The following is a 21,972-nucleotide window of genomic DNA, read 5'->3' on the forward strand; positions in this document are numbered from 1 at the left end:
TGCCATGGAAGGGGAAACCCTGCTCTGCTCCCTACAGTAGGCAGCCTATCGACAAACGGTACGTTTATCGTTTATAATATATTTATAATCAGGTATTTACAGGACAGATGCAACTCATCGAAAAGCTGTTGATTTTTTCAATATACCGCACATAAAAACGTTTTATAAGCGTGGAACCCCAAATCTGTGTTTATGAAAAAATTGTACTTACTGGGCGTGAGCCTGATCCTACTACTCTCTTGTTCGCAAGACGCCTCAACCCTCATAGATGAAAATCCGGATGAAGGAATAGCCCTTAAAGCCTGCTTTGAGGTGAATTCGCTAACCCTGAATGTTGGAGAAATGCTGGAGATCAGCAATTGCTCTGAAGGGGCTATTAGCTATTTGTTCGATTTCGGTAACGGAGAAACATCTGAGCAACAAAACCCTTCCATTAGTTTTGAAGAAGGAGGCTCCTATACCGTAACCCTAACGGTTACCAATGAAGATCAGGAAACAAGGACAAAGACCAAGACGGTTAACGTTATTGTCATAGAAGCTGCCTATCTCTTTCCCGAAATTCCTGCAGGATTTACCGGCTTACCCCTAGAAACCGGAATTAATCCCAGTACAGGAAACCTTTATTCTATTGAACTCTATCAGGATAATGTAGGCACCGGTGGGTCTAAATATTTCTATCGAGAATTTGATGAGAACTTTCAATATGCCTCAAACTACATCGCAGATAAACCCTATAATTCCGGAAGTGCTTTTGTAAACTTCTACCCGGATGGGGATATGAATTTTGTATTTGCCCGCACCCTGGGCGGACTTTACGGTACTCAGGAAGTAAATTATAACCTCGTCTGGACCTTTCTGAATTCTATAAATCCGGCTACCAAACACAGTTATGGGTATCTGGCGGATGGTGCTAACTATCTTTACTTTGGAACGCAGCAAGACACAGGTTTATATAAAACTGCCATTGAAAAACGAAATAGCAGCGGAGATGCCTATGAGGTGGTCCTAAACAGTTTTGGTGCCGCAGATGCCATGTTGGGCGATATGATTGAAGTAGATGGGGGATATGCCGCTTATGGTGCCGTATTCACCAAAAATCTAACACTCCCTTATGTAACAGACTACCAACCTTTGCTGGTGTTCTTTGACACAGATTTAAATGTAATCAATCATTTTATCTTCGAAGATAGCTCGTTAGCAACGAAGGTGGGTAATTGTAATGATCTCAATGGAAGTTACCATATTACGTCACTGAGCAATGGAAACCTTGTTATGTACAGCAATGGAGAGGTCCGTGTTACAGATAGTGAAGGAACCACCATCAGCAAGACCTTCTATGAAGATACCAGTCCTATACAGGCATTGCTTGCTTTGGGCGACTCCTTTGTGATCTCAACCAATGAATATCTCAGAAAATTCAATGCCAATGGTACGCAAACCGCACAACTCAAGTACAACGGGAATCACTTACCAGAGCTTATTCTAAAAGACAATGTTCTTTTCTTTATTACCGGATACGAAGTTGAAAGTGAAATTAAAATCTTCTACGGCGCATGTGACAATGATCTGACGCTCATTGATCTAAGTCCGTAAAGGGGTTGGTTGCCATGTTCAGAAAAGGGAGCTTACTGCTCCCTTTTTTATTTTCTAAACTAAAATATAAAGTATAGATTAGGGCTCAAATCACAATACATGGTATTAAGCAAAAGAATTGGGTTAGTCTTAGGACCACTCCTTTTTATTGTAATCATTAATTTACCAGAACTTTTAACAGGCAAGGAATACGCCAATTCGGTAATAGCCGTGGCCCTCTGGATGGTAGTTTGGTGGATCACCGAGGCTGTCTCTATTTCTGTCACTGCCCTACTCCCTTTGGTGCTGTTTCCCAGTCTGGATGTAACGGGCATTGCAGAGGTAGGTGCTAATTATGGAAGTCCTATTATCTTTCTGTTTTTTGGTGGATTTGTGCTGGCCCTGGCCCTGGAAAAAGTAAATCTTCACAAAAGAATTGCCCTGAACATTATCCGAATTACGGGCACCACACCCAACAAAGTGGTGCTGGGCTTTATGATCGCTACTGCCGCCCTGAGCATGTGGATCTCTAACACGGCCAGTACCGTGGTGATGTTACCCATCGCCATGTCTGTTATTGGTCTCCTTGTAAACGATGCGGACGGTTTTACTAAAGACGATCAGAATTTTGCGCTGAGTGTAATGCTGGGTATTGCTTTTTCTGCCAATGCGGGAGGTATTGCCACCGTCATAGGTACCCCACCAAATTCGGTGTTGATAGGACTGCTCGAAAATCAATATAATATTGAGATCTCATTTCTAAAATGGATGACCTTCGGCCTCCCCTTTTCGGCTATTTTATTGGGTATTTGTTACCTGGTACTGGTGAAATGGATGTTCCCCAATAAACAGCTTCAGTTTAAAGCATCCCGGGAAGTAATACAAGCGGAATTAAAAAAATTGGGGCCCACCTCCGGAAAGGAAAAAATGGTCATGGTTATTTTTGGAATCACCGTCTTCTTATGGATCTTCAGAACGGTCATAAACGGCATCTTTCCGGATTTAGGTCTTTCGGACACCATCATATCTATGATGGGGGCTATATCACTGTTTGCCATTCCCTATAATTTCCAGAAGGGCGACTTTATAATTATTTGGAATGACACCCATAAACTAGCCTGGGGGATATTAATCCTTTTTGGTGGTGGACTGGCCCTGGCCAACGGTATGTCTAGTAGCGGTATCGTAGATGTAGTATCTAATGCCATAGCAACCAGTGAATTATCGATATTATTTACGGCAACCTTGTTAATTATTCTAATGCTATTTATGACAGAATTGATGAGCAATGTAGCGCTTGTAGCGGTCCTTGCCCCTGTAGTGGCCGGAATTGCGATAGGTTTGGATATTCCCATGTTACATCTATTGATCCCTGTAACCATTGCGAGTAGTTGTGCCTTTATGCTACCCATGGCTACCCCACCCAATGCGATCGTTTTTGCGAGCGGATATATTGAGGTAAAGCAAATGGCCAGAGTGGGCATCATCTTAAACCTTATTTCGGTAGTATTGCTGGTACTAATGTTCCAACTGGTCCTACCACTTGTATTCTAATAGAAAAGCCCCGAAGCATTTTGCTTCAGGGCTCTGAAATCTACGTAAGTACTTAGCTTATTTACTCATCCTGGCATTAAAATTAGCGGGAAGATACCTGGTGGTATCAAAGTCTAATTCAAAGAGGTCATTTGCATCTATATACTCTATAGAGTTAATATCAAAAAAGAACTCATAAGGATCAAAACCCTGTGGTAGGTAATTCTTAGGATCAAAATCCAATTCTATATCCGATTCTTCAACGATATAGGAAATGTGCAGCACATTTTCTGGAGCCGCATAAGGATTGAAATCTGAAGGTAAAAAGGCTTCAGTTTCAAAGTTAAGGGCATTGTCCTCTTCTTCCAGGTACACAATGCTGTCTATAACAACATGGGTCTGATACTCACCGGCTTTTAGAACTGAGAGGTTTCCAAGAGCAAATAAAATAAAGATACTGGCTTTTATAAATGATATTTTCATAACGCTTTTTAGATTAATTATTAAGCAAAGATATAACCCCTTTCTCCCGTATTTATTGCCTTTGAGAAATCATTAACGTTACGGCATATCAACACTAATTATGACTTTTGCAATTTTTATAGACTTTGTCTATCATATTAGCAGAACTTCATGCCAAAAGTCGTAATCTTTGCATAACAAGGAGGGTATTGTTGTATATACAACAGTTGTAAAAATCGAGTTAAACTTTTGTTAAGAGGTACCTGCCGGAACTTAAAGAGACAATTAATCGGTATTTCTTCGTCCTAAATGGAAAAAGCCCCCGCTTCACTGGGGGCTTTAAACTAACTAATTCAACTAATAAATAGAATAAAGTGATCTATATTTTTCTGTTAACTGCTGTAAGGATCAAACTCACTTGGCAAATACTTACTGGTATCAAAGCCCAGGTCCAGATCTTCTTCTTCAATATATTCCACGGTATCCAGATCCAATTCCTTTTTATATGGATCAAAACCTGAGGGTAGAAAGGGTTTGGTGTCAAATCCGAGGTCTACCTCTTCTTTCTCTATATAAGAGATGTCCATAATATTTTCAGGAATTGCATAGGCATTAAAGTTAGCTGGCAAATACTGTATAAATGAGCCTTCCAAATCTTTTTCCTCCGCCATTTCGTAATAAGGAAGTTCCCGAAGATTTACATATACCGTGTAAGGATCAAAATTCTTCGGCAAATACGCGGCGGTATCAAAGCCAAGGTCTATCTCCTCTTCTGTTTCTGCATATGGAATTGCTGCTAACGATAAGTTGCCCGATTCCAACTCTAAAATCTCAAAAAATACTCCTGGTGTTGTAAAATCAGTAGCTAGATCATCTAGCGTAGCTGTAAAATGAATTGCATTTAATTCACTGGCGTTGTCTTCTTGCGGCGTGGAGGTTATCCCTAGAAAAACCATTCCACATAGGATAAATAATTTGTTCATTTTTTGATTGATTGATGATTGATGTTGTATGCTTATAGGACTATTGTGAACATGGAATGTTACAAGCCCAACTTGGTTTTAACACATTATTGTACAAATAACTTTAGAGGGATACTAGGTCATTTATTTTTCTATATATCTGATTATCAGTTTTTTAATTGGATATTTATCCCCGGTTTTTGTAATCCTTTACTTAAGAAATTATTAACAAAACTTTCGGTTTATTTTTCGGTTCTTTGGCAACTTCAATCCAAAAAGAGATTCCTAATGATTAAAAAATTACTCCCTAAAGTGCTGCTTGTTTTAATGCTAACTGCATTTTTACAGCCTGCCCAGGCACAAATCTTCAAAAAGAAGAATAAAAAATCCGAGGCATCTGCCCAAGCTCCAAAAAGTAAAAAAGGAGATATTGAGGCCTATGATAAAGTGATCACTAAAGAGGCAGTTACCGATAATGGCTTATTTAATGTCCACACCGTGGATGATGTTCATTATTATGAAATACCGGATTCACTTTTTAACAGAGAGATGCTAATGGTAAGCAGAATCTCCAAAACTGCTTCCGGCATTGGTTTTGGTGGTGGTAAAATCAATACCCAGGTACTGCGCTGGGAGAAGAAAGCAAAAAAGGTACTGCTTCGCGTTGTGAGCTATGATGTAGTTGCCGCCGATTCCTTACCGGTACATGAAGCCGTAGTGAATTCCAATTTTGAACCTGTATTGTTCTCTTTTGATATCAAAGCCTTTAAGAAAGACTCGCTGAACCCGGCTACCGTAATTGCCGTAGACGACCTCTTTACCAAAGATGTGCAGGCGCTAGGGATGCCAGACAGACTAAAGAAACGCTACAAGGCCACACGCTTAGACTCGGACAGGAGCTATCTGGAGTCGCTTAAAAGTTATCCTCTGAACATAGAGGCCAGACATGTAAAAACCTATGCTGCAGGAGATCCGCCTTCCAATTCTAGTCTTGGATCTATTTCCATTGAGATCAACAATTCCATGATCTTACTTCCAAAAGAACCTATGAAACGCCGCTATTTTGACGAACGAGTAGGATGGTTCGCCAGAGGACAGGTAGACTACGGCCTGGATGCCCAGGAAAGTAAGACCATTACCTTTTTAGATCGATGGAGACTGGAAGTGAAAGAAGAGGACATGGAGAAGTTTAAGAATGGAGAGCTTGTAGAGCCCAAAAAACCTATTGTATACTATATAGACAGGGCCACACCAAAACAATGGATACCCTTTATAAAGCAAGGTATAGAAGACTGGCAGGTAGCTTTTGAAGCCGCGGGTTTTAAAAACGCCATCATTGCTATGGATCCTCCTTCTCCTGAAGAGGATCCGGAATGGTCTCCCGAAGATGTTCGCTATTCTGTGGTTCGCTACCTGGCATCTCCCATCCCAAATGCCAATGGCCCCCACGTAAGTGATCCCCGCAGCGGCGAAATATTGGAATCTGATATCAACTGGTATCATAATGTAATGACCCTATTGCGCAACTGGTTCTTTGTACAAACCGCTGCCATAAATCCGGAAGCGAGAGGTGTTGCCTTTAAAGATGAAGTAATGGGCCGGCTCATACGATTTGTTTCTTCTCATGAAGTGGGGCATACCCTGGGGCTGCCACATAATATGGGAAGCAGTGTAGCTTATCCGGTAGATTCTCTTAGATCTGCCTCCTTTACCAAAAAATATGGTACAGCACCATCCATTATGGACTACGCCCGCTTTAATTACATTGCACAGCCTGAAGATGGAGATGTGGCCCTGATGCCCAATATTGGCATCTATGACAAATATGCCATCTCATGGGGTTACAGACCCATTACAGATAAATCAGCAGAAGACGAAAAATCTACTTTGGATTCGTGGATTCTAGAACATGCAGGAGATCCTAAGTACCGCTTTGGTCATCAACAGGCCGGCGACGTTGTAGACCCCAGTTCACAAACTGAAGATCTGGGAGACAATGCTGTACTGGCAGGAGAGTATGGGATCAAGAATTTGAAACGAATTGTCCCTAATCTGATAGAATGGACCAAGGAAGATGGAAAAAACTATGATGACCTGGAAACCTTATACGGGCAGGTACTCTCTCAATACAACAGATATATGGGGCATGTTTCCAATAATATTGGGGGTGTATACGAACATCACAAGACCTATGATCAGGAGGGACCGGTATATACTCATGTACCTAAGGAGCATCAGGAGAATTGTGTGGCTTTTTTACACGACCAACTTTTTGAAACCCCGGATTGGTTGATGAATACAGATCTGTTTGCCAAAATTGAATACTCTGGTTCTGTAGAAAGAATAAGGGCTTTACAGGCAAGAACCCTGAATAACTTGTTAAGTCTGGGAAAAATGGCCCGCCTGGTGGAATACGAGGCCATGTATGGGAAGGATGCCTACACCCTGGTTGATCTGATGACCGATCTTCGTACCGGTATCTGGTCCGAATTGAAAACGGGAAGAACCATAGACACTTACAGGAGAAACCTTCAGAAAGCGTATGTGGACAGACTGGAGTTTATCATGAATGCTGAAGATCAGAAGAAATTGCCCGACTTTGGCGGGTATCGTAAATCCACAGCTGTAACAATGAGTCAGTCTGATTTGCGCTCCATTGCACGTGCCGAGCTCACTACCCTGAGATCTGCCGCCTTAAATGCTGTGGGTAGAACTTCGGATAGGATGAGTAAGTACCATCTGCAAGACATCGCTAAACGCATAGAACAGATTTTGGAACCCAGCTAAATTATCTGGAGCTCCATTCGCTAAAAGGTGCTGATTTCTCTGTGTTCAGCACCTTTATTTATTTTAACATAATTCCCGTATTTACCCTTTACCACAATAAAACGTCTTTTCACAACAAGACAGGGGTGGCTTAACAACATTCTCCCGGATGGTCTTCTTTTAGGTTCTATATTAGAGTCATCATTAAAACCCCAGATCATGTCTTATAAAGTAAAAAGTCTTGTGTACCTGATTTGTTTAATTTTTTCCATTGTGATCTATTCAGAAATGGAAACAACGTCAGATAATCCACAGAATGAAGAAGTACAATTGGTACAGACCAATTCTAAGGAGGCACAACAAAACAACAAGATTGCCTTATAAGGTAATACCATAGTATATATCCCCAAATCACGAAGAAGAAGGGCCCTAAAGCATGATGCTTCAGGGCTTTTTTTTATGAAGTATCTTTTAGGTTCAGCTTCAAAAAGTTAAATAATTCACAAACCCCTCATTGCCCTTAAACCCATCCATCAATCCATAGTCAAAGGGTTATAACGTAAATTAATAACACATGAAAAAAGTACTTATTGCTATGTTTACCATAGCCAGTTTAACCGCTGCGGCCCAAGAAGGACCAGAACGCGGACCACGTGATGAGGGAGAGCGGTTAACGCCAGAGCAAATGGCCACCCTCCAGACAAAAAAAATGACCCTGGCCCTCGATCTTAGTTCAGGGCAACAAAAGCAGATCCGGGAATTTCATCTTGAAAATGCGAAACTCAGGAAAGAGAAAAAGGATGCTATGAAAGAGAAAAGAAAGGATCTGACTTCAGAAGAGCGATTCGCCCATCAAAGTGAACGCTTAGATCATATGATCGCCCAAAAGGGAAAATTGAAACAGATCCTGAACGAGGATCAGTTTAACAAGTGGGAAAAGGAAATGTCTCATCGCCATCACAAAGGAAAAAAAGGTCATAAGAGACAAAAAGAACATCGTGAAAAGCGGTAATTTTTCTTACTGCATAAAAATGGGCCCAAAAAGGCCCATTTTTTATTTTAGTTCAGGGGCAATAGAATGCAAGGCCTCTATGGTTTTGTCTATATCTGCATACGACAGGGCATCATTCAGAAAATAACTTTCAAACGCACTTGGAGGGAGATAGATTCCTTTGTTCAACATCCCGTGAAAGTATTTTTTAAATGTCTCATTATTTCCCTTGGCGGCACTCTCAAAGTCGGTTACCGGATCCTGGGTGAAATGCACAGAGATCATAGATCCAAACCTGTTGATCTGATGGGGAACACCGTGCTTTGTTAATACATTTTGCAAACCTTCATGCAGGTATTGAGTTTTCTCAGCCAGACTTTGAAAAACTTCTGGTTGATTGTGAAGGGCTGTTAACATGGCAAGTCCGGCACTCATCGCCAAAGGGTTTCCACTTAAAGTTCCTGCCTGATATACGGGTCCTTCAGGTGCAAGATGATCCATGATGGCTGCCCTGGCGGCAAAAGCGCCAACAGGCAAACCTCCTCCAATCACTTTGCCAAATGTCACCAGGTCAGCCTGGATCCCCAGTACTTCCTGTGCCCCTCCGGCCCCAAGTCTGAACCCTGTCATAACCTCATCAAAAATTAGGAGAATCCCTTCTTGTGTACATCGCTCTCGCAATCCGTGAATAAATGAATCTTCCGGAATAATACATCCCATATTCCCTGCTATCGGCTCAATAATAACGGCGGCAATGTCGCCCCTATTCGCCTTAAGCAAGGTGTCTACGCTTTCCAGATCATTATACCTGGCCAACAGGGTATCCTTAGCGGTTCCCGCTGTTACCCCAGGGCTGTTAGGGCTTCCAAAGGTCACTGCCCCACTGCCTGCCGCAATTAAAAATGCATCGGCATGGCCGTGGTAGCACCCTGCAAATTTGATGATCTTATCTTTCCCGGTATAGCCACGTGCCAGTCTAATGGCACTCATACAGGCCTCAGTACCGCTGTTCACAAACCTTATCTTATCTATGTTTGGCACCATGGATATCGCCAGTTTGGCCAGGTCTGTTTCTACCTCGGTAGGCATTCCGAATGATGTTCCTTTACGAGCCTTTTCTATAACGGCTTCAATGACCGGTTCATAGGCATGTCCTAAAATAAGAGGGCCCCAGGAAGAAATATAGTCTATTAGGGTATTGCCATCCTCATCATATAAATAGGCTCCTTTGGCTTCCTTAACAAAAACGGGGGTACCCCCTACCGCTTTAAATGCCCTCACAGGCGAATTTACACCACCCGGAATGTAGCATTGGGCCTCCTTGAATAAGGCACTACTGCGTTGGTACTTCATAGTTTTATCTGATATTAGTAGACTGGATCCTGAGTTCCTGCCCAATGGAAATCACATTATCGTTCAATTCATTTAATTCCCGAAGTTCTTCAACAGAAACCAGGTATCTTCTGGAAATGGAATACAAGGTGTCTCCCTCTTGTACAATATGAACTTTGTAACGGCCTGAAGCCGACTTTTTGTTTACTACATAATTGTCTTGCAAAACAGCCTTATCATACTCATAGAGCTTATATCGTTCAATAAAGGATATAAGTTTATGTGGATATTTACGATCTGTAGCATAACCGGCATTTTTCAAGCCGTATGCCCAACCTTTATAATCGTCCTGGCGCAGACTAAAAAGAGGCGCATAGCGAGACCTGGTAGTTAAAAAGAGGCTATGGTCACGGAAAGAGTACATAGGATGATTGTATTTCCTGAAACATTCCCCTGCTTCGTCGTCGTCATGGAGGGCATATGGTCCCTCCCATCCTGTATGGCACTTTATCCCGAAGTGATTATTGGTCTTTAAGGTGAGTGATCCTTTCCCAAAACCACTTTCTAAAATTCCCTGGGCCAACGTAATACTGGCAGGGATGCCATATGCTTTCATTTCAGATTGCGCTATTTCCGAAAACGTATCGATATAATCTTCAATGGAAGCAACAGGAAATTCCATAAACCTACCGGAATCCTCAGGCATGGGAACTCCAGCAGATGAAGTGTTATTATAGGTCTGGGTGGCGGTTCTTTTACCGCTATTCCCACTATAGGTGGTTCGTTTTTTTGTACCACAACCTACCAAGAAGGTAGCTATCAAAAGTGTCCAAGCAAATTTTTTCATACGGTAAGCAAAGGTAGTTTCTTTTTTTTCAAATAGCTGTTCATTCCTTCAACGCCCTGTAAACCCCCGGTGTGTATTGCCAGGATCCTGGACCCTTCTTTGAATTCATTTCTGGTCACTTTGTCCAGAATTCCATACATCATTTTTGCGGTGTAAACAGGATCGAGTGGTACTCCTGTTTCTTCCCTAAAATTGTTGATAAAGGTCACGAGTTCTGTGTTGATCTTGGCATACCCCCCGAAATGGTATTCATTACAGAGTGTCCAGTTCTTTTTCGTTGCAAATTTACAAATATCTTTTTGCAAAAAATCACCTTTAAGTACTGGAAATCCCAGTACATGCTGGTGACTTTTGGCGGCATTGCTCAGTCCTGCCAGGGTCCCCCCGGTTCCTACTGCACAGCAAATCAGATCGTAATGCTCATCGGTAGTTTCCAGTATTTCCTCACAGCCTTTTATCGCCAGGGCATTAGTGCCACCTTCCGGGATCAGGTACGCCGGGCCAAAGAGCTGCTTTAAATCTTCCAGAAATTGAGCTTCTTCTTTTTTTCGGTATTCCTCCCGAGGTATAAATTTGAACGTCATCCCCAATTTATGGGCTGTGGAAAGGGTGGGATTATTAAACCAGCAGGTGGAAAGTTCTTCGCCCCTTATGATTCCTATAGCCTGCAATCCGTTCTCTTTCGCGATATAGGCGGTAGCAGGTATATGATTGGAATACGCACCTCCAAACGTTATCAGTTTATTATATTTCCTGTCGATGGCTTCCTGAACGTTGTATTTCAATTTGCGGTATTTGTTGCCTGACAACAATGGGTGGATAAGGTCTTCCCTTCTCATATGGAGGGTGATATGGTGCTCCTTTAGAACAGGAAGTAGTATCGTATCGGTAGGAAGTTTCAACAGGGAAGCTTGTTTTCCCTCAAAGATATTGTATAAATTGGAATCTTCTCCTGCCAGACAGGTAGCCGGGATCCGATTCTTGATGATAGGCCTCCCTTTCAAAGCTTATATTTCTATATGCTGTATAGCCATTAAAATACCAGATGCATTTTAGGAGCCATTCAAGAAAATACCAGATATAAAAAGGGATGATCAGTAATTCTTGTTGTTGTTGCAGATGTATCCTTTCATGATTAATCAATACCGCATCTTGTGTTAGGGAAGGATCCTTGAGGATTATAAACGGCCAAAGAGAAAGGCCCACATAATTCTTATAAAAAAAATACTTGCTAATTAAGATCATTAATTGGTCTTTATACCACTTTAAAAATAAAGCCTTTACCTGTTAAATTCCCAAGAAGCTCGATTATTTACTCACAAATGGCGTCAAAGCTCACTTCCTGTTCATCAACGAATATACTTGCCACTGTGGCACATTGCTATGGTTTATTAACAGGAAAACCCGTAATTTTATAAACAAGTGCTATGAATTTATAGAATGAAACAGTTCTTACCGCTAGAGGAGGGTGATTTTTATCTTTCCGAAGAAGGCTACAAGGTTTTTACGGAGCAATATCATTTAAAACGAGGGTATTGTTGTGAAAGCAATTGTAAACATTGCCCTTACGGTTATAAAACCCGTCTAAAAAGAAAATAAATAGCATGCATTCGGCATGATATTTGAGCTGTTTTAGGTAGAAAATTGGTTAAAAATTGTGTTATGAAAAAAAATATCTTTTTATTCTTACCGCTGGCGGTACTCTTCATGTTGAGTTCTTGCGTTTCTGTACGGGTAGTGACGGACTACGACAAAAATGCCGATTTCAATACCTATAAAAGCTTTGCGTTTTACAAAACAGGAATTGATCAGGCCCAGATCTCTGACCTGGACAAAAAACGTATATTGCGTGCCATTGAATCTGAAATGGGAAACAGAGGATTTGTAAAATCTGAAAGTCCGGATCTTTTGGTAAGTATATTTACTAAGGAACGAGAACGTGTTGACATCTACAACAATTTTGGTTGGGGCATGGGCTGGGGTCCCGGTTGGGGCTGGGGTCCCGGTTGGGGTTTTTGGAATCCATGGATGTGGGGAGGTGCCGGTTGGGGTGGCCCAAATGTAAGCACCCGCACTGAAGGTAGTCTGTATATCGACCTTATTGATACCAAGACGAAAGAATTAGTATGGCAAGGCAAAGGTGATGGCACTTTAAGAACCGGTAACAACATAGAAAAAAAAGAGGAACGGATACGAGAATTTGTATCCCAGATCCTTGAAAAATATCCCCCACAGGCGCTTGCGTCTAATTAAAAAACCACACCGCTCTTCCAGGGCGGTTTTTTTTGACAAGTACCCTCTAACCACAAAGATCAGGATATCTACTCCCTACTTTCTTCAGATGATTTTGTACCTTTGAAATACCAAAAAGATTACCCCATGACGTTTGAAAGCAATCCTATTCTAGACAAATTACCTTCTCATTTAAAGCAGTATATAAAACCCCAGAATTATGAGGACTATACCGCCATAGATCAGGCAGTTTGGCGCTATGTAATGCGGAAAAACGTAGATTATTTGAGCAGAGTTGCCCACAATTCCTACCTGGATGGATTGAAGAAAACAGGTATCTCTATAGATCATATTCCCAATATGTATGGGATGAACCGCATCCTGAAAGAAATTGGCTGGGCAGCTGTGGCCGTAGATGGTTTTATTCCTCCATCGGCCTTTATGGAATTCCAGGCCTATAACGTGTTGGTCATAGCGGGCGATATCCGACAGTTAGAGCATATAGAATACACCCCTGCCCCAGATATCATCCACGAAGGTGCGGGCCATGCACCCATCATAGCCAACCCGGAATACGCAGAGTACCTCAGACGCTTTGGAGAAATTGGGAGCAAAGCCATTTCCAATGCCAAGGACTACGAATTGTATGAAGCCGTTAGGCATCTCTCTATAATTAAAGAAGCCCCGGGAACGCCTCAAGACACCATAGATAAGGCAGAAGCAAAAATAGAAGCTCTTCAGGAAAATATGGGAGAACCCAGCGAGATAGCCCTCATCAGAAATCTGCACTGGTGGACGGTAGAATACGGATTAATAGGTTCCCTGGAGGCACCCAAGATCTACGGCGCAGGGCTGCTATCCTCTATTGGCGAAAGTGCCTGGTGCATGACAGACAAGGTTCAAAAAGTTCCTTACTCCATAGAAGCGGCACATACATCCTTTGATATTACGAAACCTCAACCCCAGCTATTTGTAACACCAGATTTTGCCTATCTCAGCGAGGTATTGGAAGAATTTGCCAACACTATGGCTTTGAGGAAAGGAGGCCTGAATGGGGTGAAAAAAGTGATCGCTTCCAAAGACCTTTGTACGGTTGAACTCAGTACCGGACTTCAGATATCCGGATCATTCTCCGAGGTCATTGAAAATCAAAATCTACCGGTATATATCAGCACAAAGGGTCTTACGGCTCTTTCTTATCGTGAAAAAGAATTGGTGGGGCACAGTACCAAACATCATGCAGACGGATTTGGATCTCCTATCGGAAAATTGAAGGGAATCAATTTAGCTATAGAAGATATGAGCCCGCGTGATCTTAAAGCGTATAATATCTATGAAGGAGAAACCATTGTTCTTGAGTTTGAGGGAGACATCAAAGTTTCCGGAGATATCATCACCGGCACCCGAAATTTACGTGGTGAGATCATCCTGATCACTTTCCAAAACTGTACTGTCACCCACGGGAAAAGGGTATTATTTGAACCTTCCAACGGACTGTATCATATGGCTGTGGGCGAAAAGATCGTAGCGGCCTATAACGGTCCGGCAGATCTTTGCAGTTTTGACCTGGTTACGCATAAAATCTCCTCCACGACGATTAAACCTACTATTTCCCCTGCACGGAAAAAACTACAGCAACTTTATCGGCAAATTCGGGAATTCAGAGAAGGCACCAACACTACCATTTCCAGGAACAAGGTCTTCCAGGAGGTAAAAGAACACTATCCTGAAGATTGGTTACTCTCTGTAGAATTGTATGAATTGGCTAAAAACAATAACGATGTTGAATTTGCAGAGGCAATTCTTGCACACTTACAAGAAGTAAAACAACAGCAGCCCTCCTTGGGCCATCTTATTGATGATGGTATTGATCTGGTAAATGCCGTTGGTGCGGTATCGTAAAGATCCTTAAAAATGGATGTGCGGATAGCACTTGGTGAGGTCCCTTATTTTTAATTGTAGGGTCTTTTCAAACTCCTGATGTTGCTTTGAAGCAGGATTAAAAGCCTTGTGGGCAAGTCCTTTTTGAACCTCCGAAACGGTTTCCATGGTTCCCAGTGCCTCATTCAAAATACAACTACCCCTAAACTTTTCCCAAATATAGTCTACCGCCAAGGCATTGGGATGAACCATATCGGTCTCGTAAAAACGGTAGTCTCTTAGTTCATCCATCATCAGTTCGTAGGCCGGAAAATAATACAGTTTCTGCCCGGGCATTGCTTGAAGTAATTGGTGAACAGCAGCAACTAAATGGGCCTTGCTCCGTTGGTTTTCCACAAACCCATCCTTTAAATGTCTCACCGGTGATATTGTAAAGTACAGCGCAATTTCCGGGTTGATTTGCCGAATGTTTGTAATAAGCGCGGTTAGACTATTCACAACCTCAGATGAAGAAGATAATACCTTTTTAAACTCCTTTTGGGGTACTTTATGGCAATTGGCCACCCATTTACCATTTACCTTTTGTTCATATCCCCAGGCAGTACCCAGGGTAAGAATTAGATGGGTACAACTGCTTATTTTTTGTTGGAAGAGTTCTAACTGCTTATTCAGCGTATGGAGTAGTTCTTCTTTGGAGTTTCTGCTTAGCTCAGAATGCACCTCAAAAGAATGCCATTGTTCCTGATGCAAAAAAAGCTCTTCCTCCTGGAATTTTTGATCTTTCAGGGCCCTTTCTACAAGGTGAGCAATGGAGATAGGATGGAAAAGGATCCCAAATGGATTCAAGGTAGTTTTGAATTTGTAATATGCCAATTTACTTCCTATATGGTTGGCAAAACAAGATCCCAGGAGCAGTATCTCACTAGGATACCCTATAGGGTGCGGCGAACTGACAATAGGTACTTGGGTTTGAAGTTTCATGGCTTCATAAAATAAAGGAGCGTGCCTTCTCTAAGGCTTCAGGAATACCTGCCGGATTTTTGCCTCCAGCTGTTGCAAAAAAGGCCTGGCCTCCCCCACCACCCTGGATGTATTGCCCAAGCTCGCGCACTACGTTTCCCGCATTCAATCCCTTTTTCTCCACCAGGTCCCTGGAAATATAACAGCTCAGTAAGGCTTTCCCGTGTTGTCTGGAGGCAAACAAGAGAAAAAGATCTTTGTGCTCCTGACCCATCTCAAAAGCCAGGTCTTTCATGGCAGCGGCGTCCAGATCTACTTCTTTCGCCAGGAATTTCACCCCATTAACCGTCTCTAATGCCCCTTTGAATTCACTTTTTAAGGCACGGGCCTTGTCTTTTAGCAACAATTCTATCTCCTTCTTCATTTGGGAATTTTCTTCCTGCAGACTTTCAATGGCCTTTAAAGGGTCTCCACTCCCTTTTAACAGCCCTCTGATCTCTTCAATTAGTTGGTGCTTCTCTTCATAAAAGTCTTTTACAGCTTGTGAAGTGATAGCCTCTATACGGCGCACACCGGCAGCGATCGCCCCTTCTGAAGTGATCTTAAAGTGCCAGATATCGGCTGTGTTGTTCACGTGGGTGCCCCCGCAAAGCTCAATCGATTTTCCAAAACGAATGGTTCGCACTTCGTCCCCGTACTTTTCACCAAACAGTGCCATGGCCCCTGCCTCAAGAGCCTTTTTTACAGGAATACTGCGTTCTTCTTCCAGCGGTAATTGTTCTTCTATCCGCTTATTCACAAACTGTTCTACCTGCCGTAGTTCTTCCTCTGTTAGCTTGGCAAAATGCGAAAAGTCGAATCGGAGGTTGCCCGCATGTACCGCAGATCCTTTTTGTTCTACATGGGTCCCCAACACTTGTCGTAAGGCCTGATGTAACAGATGGGTTGCTGTATGATTTCTAGCTGTGCGTGCCCGTTGGGTTGCATCTACTACGGCTGTTAATGATTCATTTAAATGCTTGGGCAGATTCTTAGTATAATGAACAATTTCATTGTTCTCCTTTTTGGTGTCCAGAATATAAACCACATCGCCATTTGGCACCTCCAGATAGCCTTTATCGCCCACCTGGCCCCCACCCTCGGGGTAAAAAGGTGTTTGATCAAAAACCAACTGAAACTGAGCCCCTTCCTTCTTGGTGGTCACCTTCCTGTATTTAACCAAACCCACCGGAGCGGTTAACTGATCATACCCTATAAATTTTTGCTGCCCGGGTTCCTGCAAAACCACCCAATCGTCCTTGGCCACCTCTGAAGCCGATCTGGATCTGTTTTTTTGCTGATCCATGGCCTTAACAAACTCTTTTTCATCGAGGGTGTAGCCTCTCTCGCTCAGTATAAGACTGGTAAGATCTATTGGGAATCCAAAGGTGTCATACAATTCAAATGCCTTTTTTCCATCTATTTCGATCCCCTTGGCCTTACTGATAATGTCGTCTAACATCAGCAGGCCCTGATCCAGGGTTTTTAGAAAAGAATGTTCTTCTTCTCTAATTACATTCTCGATCAGGTTTTGTTGTTTTTTTAATTCCGGAAAGGCGGTCCCCATGATGCGCACCAGTACGGGTATCAGTTTATATAGAAAGGGCTCCTGGGTACCTAGAAAAGTAAACCCGTAACGCACTGCCCTTCTTAATATTCGTCTTATGACATAGCCTGCGCCATTGTTACTGGGCAATTGCCCGTCTGAAATAGAAAATGCCACCGCACGAATATGATCGGCAACTACTCTCATGGCAATATCTCTAGGGTTATCTTGCCCGTAGGTTTGTGACGTAATATCTTCGATCTCCTTGATCAGTGGGGTAAAAATATCGGTGTCGTAATTAGATTGCACCCCTTGTAAGACCATGCACAGACGTTCAAAACCCATCCCGGTGTCTACATGCTTTTCAGGTAGTGGTTCCAGGTCACCATTGGCTTTGCGATTGTACTGCATAAATACAAGGTTCCAGATCTCAATGACCAAAGGATGATCCTGATTCACCAGACTTGCCCCAGGGATCTTCGCTTTTTGTTCTTTGGAACGGATGTCTACATGAATCTCTGAGCAAGGGCCGCAGGGACCCTGATCTCCCATTTCCCAGAAATTGTCCTTTTTATTACCCAATATGATGCGATCTTCCGGAACTATGGCCTTCCAGAGTTCAAAGGCCTCCGTATCCATCTCCAGGGCATCTGCATCTTTGCTGCCTTCAAAGACTGAGACATACAAACTATCTTTATCAATTTTATAGACCTTGGTGAGTAATTCCCAGGCCCATTGTATGGCCTCTTTTTTAAAGTAATCTCCAAAGCTCCAGTTGCCGAGCATCTCAAACATCGTATGGTGGTAGGTGTCCTTTCCCACCTCTTCCAGGTCGTTGTGCTTTCCACTTACCCGCAAGCACTTTTGAGTATCTGCAATACGCGGACTTTTGGAGATACTGTTACCCAAAAAAAACTCCTTGAACTGATTCATCCCGGCATTGGTAAACATCAGGGTAGGATCGTCCTTTATAACCATAGGTGCAGAAGGAACAATATGGTGATTTTTGCTTTTGAAAAAAGCCAGAAAGTGGTCGCGTATTTCGCTGGAAGTCATATAAAAAGGTAAGGTTTTACTAATTTTATCGCATTCTACAAAACAATTTTTATATTTGTTTGTTTAGTTACAATGGAAGCACAAAAATAGGATAATTTACATTCATGTCTAAAGTTAAGTACTATTACGATCCGGACACGCTCTCCTATAGAAAAATAGAGCTCAAGAAATCTCGTCGTTATAGAAATCTCTCTTTGTTTATTCTGGGTTCTGCCCTATTTGGTTTTCTTGGTCTCATATTACTCCTCAATACAAATATTTTAAATACTCCAAGGGAACTATCCCTTGCCAGAGAAGTAAAAAACTACGAATTACGGTTTGAACTCCTCAATAAAAAAATGCAGCAGATAGAGGAGGTTTTGGCTAATATTGAAGATAGAGACAACAATATTTATCGTTTGTACTTTGAGGCCAACCCTATTCCGGAGGAACAACGCCGTGCCGGTTTTGGAGGGGTAAACCGTTACAAATCCCTGGAAGGTTTCAATAATTCAGAGATGATCACATCTACCACTAAACGGCTCGATGTTATTCAAAAGCAAATGGTCATACAATCGAGATCGCTCGATGAGATCACAAAACTGGCCGAGGATAAAGAAAAATTACTGGCCGCCATTCCCGCTATCCAACCCGTAAATAATGAAGATCTCACAAGGATGGCCTCTGGGTACGGCTGGCGTTCAGATCCTTTTACAAAGGCCAGAAAAATGCATTGGGGAATGGATTTTACGGCTCCGAAAGGCGTACCTATTTACGCCACAGGAGATGGTACGGTAACACGGGCAGATAACAACGCCTCAGGTTACGGAAAACATATTAGAATAGACCATGGGTACGGCTATATCTCGCTGTACGCCCACCTCAGTAATTATAATGTAAAACGAAAACAGAAAGTAAAACGTGGAGATCTTATCGGTTTTATTGGCAGTACCGGCAGGTCTGAAGCACCGCATTTACATTACGAGGTTTGGAAAGACGACCAGCGCATCAACCCCATCAATTTCTATTACGGCAGTTTAACGGCTGAGGAATTTGAGAATATGCTGAAATTTGCCAATCAGGAAAACCAATCACTGGATTAATGCACATAGAACTACCGGAAAAAAGATATTATGGTATTGGCGAAGTAGCCAGGGCCTTTGAGGTAAATACCTCTCTTATCCGGTTTTGGGAAAAAGAATTTGATGAGTTACAACCCAAGAAGAATGCCAAGGGCAACCGCAAATTTACGCCGGAAGATATTAAGAATTTACAGCTCATCTACCATCTGGTAAAAGAACGCGGGTTTACGCTGGAAGGCGCCAAAACTCACCTGAAGGAAGAACGCAAGAAAACCCTTTCTAATTTTGAGATCATACAAAAACTGGAACGGGTAAAAGCAGAGCTTATAAAGATTAAAAATCAACTCTGATGTAACTATCAGGGATTTTTTACTACAAATACATACCTAACTTTAATTGTATACACTTATGAAAAAATGGTTAATTCCCGTAATCATCCTTGTGGTCGTAGTCTTTGGAATCTACCAATGGGCGGTAGGTTTTAATAATACCGCCGTTGAATACGAGGCCAATGCAAAAACTGCCTGGGCCGATGTAGAAAGTACCTATCAAAGGCGAAACGACCTTATCGGCAACCTGGTGAAGACGGTACAGGGAGCGGCCGACTTTGAGCGAGGTACGCTTACGGATGTCATAGAGGCAAGGGCGAAAGCCACCTCCACCAATATTGACATTAACGATCTTACGCCAGAGAAAATGGCGGCCTTTCAGGAAGCTCAATCAGGATTGTCTTCTGCCCTGTCCAGATTACTGGTTACCGTGGAGCGTTATCCCGACTTAAAAGCGAATCAGAATTTCCTTGACCTGCAATCTCAACTCGAAGGAACCGAAAACAGAATAAACGTGGCCAGGGACCGGTATAATGAATCCGTGAATATCTACGATATCCATACTACCAAATTCCCAAATAAATTACTGGCAGGTTGGTTTGGATTTGAAGAAATGGCGCGCTATCAGGCTAGTCCTGGTTCTGAAAATGCCCCGGATGTGAATTTCGAATTTGATTGATCCTATGTCAGAATCCAATGTAGAAGCGTTTTTGTCGCCCAAGGAAGAACAAGAAGTGGTAAATGCCATTCTGGTAGCTGAGAAGAATACCTCCGGTGAAATCAGGGTGCACATAGAACCATCAACTACCTTAGATCCCTACGAAAGGGCACAAGAAGTGTTTTACGGGCTAAAGATGGAAAATACCAAAGACGCCAATGGTGTATTGCTCTATATTGCCGTACAAGATCGGACCTTTGTGATCTATGGGGACAAAGGCATCAATGAGGTGGTCTCCAATACCTTTTGGAACGATACCAAAGAAGTGATCCAGGGCAATTTTAAAAAAGGCCAATTCAAACAAGGTATAGTAGAGGGAATTTTAAAAGCCGGGGAAGAATTAAAAGTACATTTCCCCTACAAGTCTAACGACGCCAACGAATTGAGCAATGAAGTATCTAAAGGATAGCATTTTTATACTTTTCCTTTGCAGTATTTCCCTTGCCTGGGGGCAGTTTACTATTCCCGAAAAACCTCAGCTCCAAACAAGTGTGTACGATTATGTATCTCTCTTATCAAAGAATGATAAGGAGGCACTTGAGCAAAAACTGATTCGATATTCGGACAGTACCTCCACTCAGATCGTAGTTGCCATCATTGCATCTACAGAAGGGGAGTACATTAACTATTTGGGAGCTCAGTGGGGCGAAAAATGGGGCATAGGACAGGAGAAAGAAGACAATGGGGTCTTGATCCTGGTGGCCAATGACGACCGTAAGATCGCCATTAATACAGGCTACGGGGTAGAAGGTGCACTTACTGATGCGCTTTGCAATCGGATCATCGACATGATTATTGTTCCCGAATTCAGAGAAGGGCGGTATGCTACCGGACTCAACAAAGGAGCCGATGCCATCTTCCTGGTTCTCAATGGCGAGTTCGAAAATGCCTTATCAGACAAGGCTACTTCTTCAAATAGCACAGGAAAGGCAGCCTTTGTAGTGATCTTTGTAGTGTTTGTTATTTTCATCATTGTACTGATTATCATCATGGCGAACCGCAACAATAAAGGAGGAGGAAAAGGAGGCGGCCGCGGTAAAGGTCTGGATATTTGGGACGTTATTATCCTCAGCAATATGGGTAGAGGAGGTTACAAAGGCGGTACCGGGAGTTTTGGCGGAGGCGGCTTTGGCGGAGGTGGTTTCGGTGGCGGCTTTGGCGGCGGCGGCTTTGGAGGTGGCGGAGCTTCCGGGGGTTGGTAACTTTCAACTGCAAGGCAACCCCACGGCTAATTTATCATCTTAGGGTAAACGCTATCGATGAAAAAAGGTATATTTCTCTATTTACTTTTGGTTCTCATCCTATCATGTGATGAAAATAGGATTAACTGCAGTACGGTACTTTGTGCTGGCCCGCCTGTTTTTCAGTTTGAGATCATTGGCAATAATGAGAACGTTCTGGAAAATGGAACCTATCCCATTGAAGATATTTCAATCACAGGGACCGATGAAGGTTCCTTACTCTTAGAAATACGTATACTTCAATTCGGTTCCGGAGAAGTAACAAGCCTTATTGTAGATAACCCGTCATGGTCTCCTCAGCTCTATGAATTGACCTTACTCCTTGGGACAGATTTTTCCATTCCTCTTGAGATTAACATGGACCTTTCTGAAGCGGAAAGCTGTTGTGGCGGTATTCCGGAAGTCCGTTCTATTGCCATTGATGGTGAGCTGCAATCACTAAAC

21 protein-coding genes are annotated in these 21,972 nt (G+C 42.6%); 14 read left to right on the forward strand and 7 right to left on the reverse strand.

The features are described 5' to 3' along the window. The first annotated feature begins 192 nt into the window (after window positions 1-192). Window positions 193-1,593 carry a PKD domain-containing protein gene (locus WBM49_RS11335; protein WP_424372165.1) on the forward strand — a complete coding sequence of 467 codons (1,401 nt, stop codon included), beginning with the start codon at window positions 193-195 and terminating at the stop codon, window positions 1,591-1,593. A 99-nt stretch (window positions 1,594-1,692) separates the two neighbouring features. After that, window positions 1,693-3,126 carry an SLC13 family permease gene (locus WBM49_RS11340; protein WP_424372166.1) on the forward strand — a complete coding sequence of 478 codons (1,434 nt, stop codon included), beginning with the start codon at window positions 1,693-1,695 and terminating at the stop codon, window positions 3,124-3,126. 57 nt (window positions 3,127-3,183) lie between these two features. Here WBM49_RS11340 and WBM49_RS11345 read toward each other — a convergent pair whose 3' ends face one another. Further along, window positions 3,184-3,588, reverse strand: a complete 405-nt coding sequence (locus WBM49_RS11345; RefSeq protein WP_424372167.1) for a hypothetical protein — start codon at window positions 3,586-3,588, stop codon at window positions 3,184-3,186. Window positions 3,589-3,959: 371 nt separating this feature from the next. Further along, window positions 3,960-4,550, reverse strand: coding sequence for a hypothetical protein (locus WBM49_RS11350; RefSeq protein ID WP_424372168.1), 591 nt, complete (start codon window positions 4,548-4,550; stop codon window positions 3,960-3,962). 267 nt (window positions 4,551-4,817) lie between these two features. Here WBM49_RS11350 and WBM49_RS11355 point away from each other — a divergent pair, with 267 nt between their 5' ends. The 3 genes from WBM49_RS11355 to WBM49_RS11365 all read left to right on the forward strand — a co-directional run bounded on the left by WBM49_RS11355 (window position 4,818) and on the right by WBM49_RS11365 (window position 8,307). Beyond that, window positions 4,818-7,316: a zinc-dependent metalloprotease gene (locus WBM49_RS11355; protein WP_424372169.1), complete on the forward strand. Its 2,499-nt coding sequence runs from the start codon at window positions 4,818-4,820 to the stop codon at window positions 7,314-7,316. 198 nt (window positions 7,317-7,514) lie between these two features. After that, window positions 7,515-7,679, forward strand: coding sequence for a hypothetical protein (locus tag WBM49_RS11360; protein ID WP_424372170.1), 165 nt, complete (start codon window positions 7,515-7,517; stop codon window positions 7,677-7,679). A 190-nt stretch (window positions 7,680-7,869) separates the two neighbouring features. Then, entirely contained in the window at window positions 7,870-8,307 is a 438-nt protein-coding gene (locus WBM49_RS11365; RefSeq protein WP_424372171.1) for a hypothetical protein, read from the forward strand. 42 nt (window positions 8,308-8,349) lie between these two features. Here the strand turns inward: WBM49_RS11365 and hemL are convergent, their stop codons facing one another. Genes hemL through WBM49_RS11380 form a run of 3 tightly spaced genes read right to left on the reverse strand, consistent with a single transcriptional unit; the run spans window position 8,350 to window position 11,469 of the window. Next, window positions 8,350-9,639: a glutamate-1-semialdehyde 2,1-aminomutase gene (gene hemL, locus WBM49_RS11370; RefSeq protein ID WP_424372172.1), complete on the reverse strand. Its 1,290-nt coding sequence runs from the start codon at window positions 9,637-9,639 to the stop codon at window positions 8,350-8,352. Between the two features lie 4 nt (window positions 9,640-9,643). Beyond that, window positions 9,644-10,465, reverse strand: a complete 822-nt coding sequence (locus WBM49_RS11375; protein WP_424372173.1) for a glucosaminidase domain-containing protein — start codon at window positions 10,463-10,465, stop codon at window positions 9,644-9,646. Further along, window positions 10,462-11,469, reverse strand: a complete 1,008-nt coding sequence (locus tag WBM49_RS11380; protein ID WP_424372174.1) for a 1-aminocyclopropane-1-carboxylate deaminase/D-cysteine desulfhydrase — start codon at window positions 11,467-11,469, stop codon at window positions 10,462-10,464. The genes WBM49_RS11375 and WBM49_RS11380 overlap by 4 nt, the downstream gene beginning before the upstream one ends. 436 nt (window positions 11,470-11,905) lie before the next feature. Between WBM49_RS11380 and WBM49_RS11385 the strand changes: the two genes are divergently transcribed. The 3 genes from WBM49_RS11385 (at window position 11,906) to WBM49_RS11395 (ending at window position 14,599) form a co-directional block, all read left to right on the forward strand. Continuing rightward, entirely contained in the window at window positions 11,906-12,064 is a 159-nt protein-coding gene (locus WBM49_RS11385) for a DUF5522 domain-containing protein (RefSeq protein WP_424372175.1), read from the forward strand. A 63-nt stretch (window positions 12,065-12,127) separates the two neighbouring features. After that, the gene (locus tag WBM49_RS11390) at window positions 12,128-12,718 is read left to right on the forward strand and encodes a DUF4136 domain-containing protein (protein ID WP_424372176.1); all 591 of its coding nucleotides are present in this window, start codon (window positions 12,128-12,130) and stop codon (window positions 12,716-12,718) included. A gap of 126 nt (window positions 12,719-12,844) precedes the next feature. Continuing rightward, window positions 12,845-14,599 (forward strand): aromatic amino acid hydroxylase, encoded by a 1,755-nt coding sequence (locus tag WBM49_RS11395; RefSeq protein WP_424372177.1) that lies wholly within the window; start codon window positions 12,845-12,847, stop codon window positions 14,597-14,599. 6 nt (window positions 14,600-14,605) lie between these two features. Here the strand turns inward: WBM49_RS11395 and WBM49_RS11400 are convergent, their stop codons facing one another. Further along, window positions 14,606-15,559, reverse strand: coding sequence for a GSCFA domain-containing protein (locus WBM49_RS11400; protein WP_424372178.1), 954 nt, complete (start codon window positions 15,557-15,559; stop codon window positions 14,606-14,608). 4 nt (window positions 15,560-15,563) lie between these two features. After that, window positions 15,564-18,179, reverse strand: coding sequence for an alanine--tRNA ligase (alaS, locus tag WBM49_RS11405; RefSeq protein ID WP_424372179.1), 2,616 nt, complete (start codon window positions 18,177-18,179; stop codon window positions 15,564-15,566). A gap of 104 nt (window positions 18,180-18,283) precedes the next feature. On the opposite strand from alaS, the gene WBM49_RS11410 reads away from it, so the two are divergent. From WBM49_RS11410 to WBM49_RS11435, 6 genes are all read left to right on the forward strand, one after another. Beyond that, window positions 18,284-19,261 carry a M23 family metallopeptidase gene (locus WBM49_RS11410; RefSeq protein ID WP_424372180.1) on the forward strand — a complete coding sequence of 326 codons (978 nt, stop codon included), beginning with the start codon at window positions 18,284-18,286 and terminating at the stop codon, window positions 19,259-19,261. Next, on the forward strand, window positions 19,261-19,590 hold the full coding sequence (locus WBM49_RS11415; protein WP_424372181.1) for a MerR family transcriptional regulator: 330 nt from the start codon (window positions 19,261-19,263) through the stop codon (window positions 19,588-19,590). The genes WBM49_RS11410 and WBM49_RS11415 overlap by 1 nt, the downstream gene beginning before the upstream one ends. A 58-nt stretch (window positions 19,591-19,648) precedes the next feature. Next, on the forward strand, window positions 19,649-20,248 hold the full coding sequence (locus WBM49_RS11420) for a LemA family protein (protein ID WP_424372182.1): 600 nt from the start codon (window positions 19,649-19,651) through the stop codon (window positions 20,246-20,248). A gap of 4 nt (window positions 20,249-20,252) precedes the next feature. Beyond that, on the forward strand, window positions 20,253-20,696 hold the full coding sequence (locus WBM49_RS11425; RefSeq protein ID WP_424372183.1) for a TPM domain-containing protein: 444 nt from the start codon (window positions 20,253-20,255) through the stop codon (window positions 20,694-20,696). After that, window positions 20,677-21,489 (forward strand): TPM domain-containing protein, encoded by an 813-nt coding sequence (locus tag WBM49_RS11430; protein WP_424372184.1) that lies wholly within the window; start codon window positions 20,677-20,679, stop codon window positions 21,487-21,489. Before WBM49_RS11425 ends, WBM49_RS11430 begins: the two co-directional genes overlap by 20 nt. Window positions 21,490-21,546: 57 nt before the next feature. Further along, window positions 21,547-21,972: hypothetical protein (locus WBM49_RS11435; RefSeq protein ID WP_424372185.1), on the forward strand; the 426-nt coding region annotated here is incomplete at its 3' end.

Source organism: Muriicola sp. (assembly GCF_049669965.1).
Taxonomy (GTDB): Bacteria; Bacteroidota; Bacteroidia; order Flavobacteriales; family Flavobacteriaceae; genus Muriicola.

Excerpts from the sequence above, each read along its gene's own strand:
- WBM49_RS11335 (WP_424372165.1), top strand. The coding sequence starts at position 193 with ATGAAAAAATTGTACTTACTGGGCGTGAGCCTGATCCTACTACTCTCT.
- WBM49_RS11340 (WP_424372166.1), top strand. The coding sequence starts at position 1,693 with ATGGTATTAAGCAAAAGAATTGGGTTAGTCTTAGGACCACTCCTTTTT.
- WBM49_RS11345 (WP_424372167.1), bottom strand. The coding sequence starts at position 3,588 with ATGAAAATATCATTTATAAAAGCCAGTATCTTTATTTTATTTGCTCTT.
- WBM49_RS11350 (WP_424372168.1), bottom strand. The coding sequence starts at position 4,550 with ATGAACAAATTATTTATCCTATGTGGAATGGTTTTTCTAGGGATAACC.
- WBM49_RS11355 (WP_424372169.1), top strand. The coding sequence starts at position 4,818 with ATGATTAAAAAATTACTCCCTAAAGTGCTGCTTGTTTTAATGCTAACT.
- WBM49_RS11360 (WP_424372170.1), top strand. The coding sequence starts at position 7,515 with ATGTCTTATAAAGTAAAAAGTCTTGTGTACCTGATTTGTTTAATTTTT.
- WBM49_RS11365 (WP_424372171.1), top strand. The coding sequence starts at position 7,870 with ATGAAAAAAGTACTTATTGCTATGTTTACCATAGCCAGTTTAACCGCT.
- hemL (WP_424372172.1), bottom strand. The coding sequence starts at position 9,639 with ATGAAGTACCAACGCAGTAGTGCCTTATTCAAGGAGGCCCAATGCTAC.
- WBM49_RS11375 (WP_424372173.1), bottom strand. The coding sequence starts at position 10,465 with ATGAAAAAATTTGCTTGGACACTTTTGATAGCTACCTTCTTGGTAGGT.
- WBM49_RS11385 (WP_424372175.1), top strand. The coding sequence starts at position 11,906 with ATGAAACAGTTCTTACCGCTAGAGGAGGGTGATTTTTATCTTTCCGAA.
- WBM49_RS11390 (WP_424372176.1), top strand. The coding sequence starts at position 12,128 with ATGAAAAAAAATATCTTTTTATTCTTACCGCTGGCGGTACTCTTCATG.
- WBM49_RS11395 (WP_424372177.1), top strand. The coding sequence starts at position 12,845 with ATGACGTTTGAAAGCAATCCTATTCTAGACAAATTACCTTCTCATTTA.
- WBM49_RS11400 (WP_424372178.1), bottom strand. The coding sequence starts at position 15,559 with ATGAAACTTCAAACCCAAGTACCTATTGTCAGTTCGCCGCACCCTATA.
- alaS (WP_424372179.1), bottom strand. The coding sequence starts at position 18,179 with ATGACTTCCAGCGAAATACGCGACCACTTTCTGGCTTTTTTCAAAAGC.
- WBM49_RS11410 (WP_424372180.1), top strand. The coding sequence starts at position 18,284 with ATGTCTAAAGTTAAGTACTATTACGATCCGGACACGCTCTCCTATAGA.
- WBM49_RS11415 (WP_424372181.1), top strand. The coding sequence starts at position 19,261 with ATGCACATAGAACTACCGGAAAAAAGATATTATGGTATTGGCGAAGTA.
- WBM49_RS11420 (WP_424372182.1), top strand. The coding sequence starts at position 19,649 with ATGAAAAAATGGTTAATTCCCGTAATCATCCTTGTGGTCGTAGTCTTT.
- WBM49_RS11425 (WP_424372183.1), top strand. The coding sequence starts at position 20,253 with ATGTCAGAATCCAATGTAGAAGCGTTTTTGTCGCCCAAGGAAGAACAA.
- WBM49_RS11430 (WP_424372184.1), top strand. The coding sequence starts at position 20,677 with ATGAAGTATCTAAAGGATAGCATTTTTATACTTTTCCTTTGCAGTATT.